At 71.6% G+C, this 743-nt stretch carries 2 protein-coding genes; both read right to left on the bottom strand.

The features are described 5' to 3' along the window. Positions 1–13 precede the first annotated feature (13 nt). The gene (locus AC27IQ_RS26240) at positions 14–424 is read right to left on the bottom strand and encodes a DMT family transporter (RefSeq protein ID WP_487091401.1); all 411 of its coding nucleotides are present in this window, start codon (positions 422–424) and stop codon (positions 14–16) included. Then, positions 421–741, bottom strand: a complete 321-nt coding sequence (locus tag AC27IQ_RS26235; RefSeq protein ID WP_487091400.1) for an EamA family transporter — start codon at positions 739–741, stop codon at positions 421–423. Before AC27IQ_RS26235 ends, AC27IQ_RS26240 begins: the two co-directional genes overlap by 4 nt. Positions 742–743 lie beyond the last annotated feature (2 nt).

Here is a 743-nt window from a genome sequence, read left to right as displayed (position 1 = left end):
GGTGGGCGGGGCTTCACGCGCCATGGTGCGACGGGGCGTGCCCGGGCTCGGCATCGGCCTCGGCCTCGCTGCGCGCCAGGCAGGCGATGCCGCCCAGGATGAGCACCGCGCCCGCCACCTGCGGCCAGCCGATGGGCTCGTTGAACCACACGGCCGAGATGGCCAGCACCGAGACGACTTCCAGGTGCGATGCGGCGAACGCCGGGCCGATCGGGGCATGCTCCAGCAGCGTCATCCAGGTGAAGAACGCGCCCAGGTAGCCGATGAAGGCCCCGTAGATCCACGGGTGCCCGAAGACCCGCACCAGCCAGTCGGCGGACAGCTCCAGCGGCAGCGCGTGCTCGCCCGCGAGCTTGAAGCTGATCTGCGCCAGTGTGTCGAACGCCACCAGCGCGAGGAACCCGAGGGCATAGAAGCGCTTCATCCGTGCAGCCCCACGACGGCCACGCCGGCCGACACCAGGAGGATGCCGGCCACACGCATGCGCGACAGCTTCTCGCGGAACAGGAACCGGCCGGCCACCATGACGGCCACGATGTTGATGGAGCCCAGCAGCACGCCGTCCGACAGCGGCACGAGCGAGAGGAACGCCAGCCACACCAGGAACTCGGCGACGTAGCAGCCCACGCCGATCCACAGCCACGGCCGGCGCGCCATGAAGGCCCAGCGGGCCAGGCCACTGCCGGCGCGCGGGTCGGCCGTGGCCGCCGCCTTGAACGCCAGCTGCCCGCCCGTGTCCACCA

Source organism: Acidovorax sp. KPB24-07, assembly GCF_057543315.1.
Note: the sequence above shows the minus strand (reverse complement) of the source record. Positions and strands in the feature narration are given on the sequence as shown.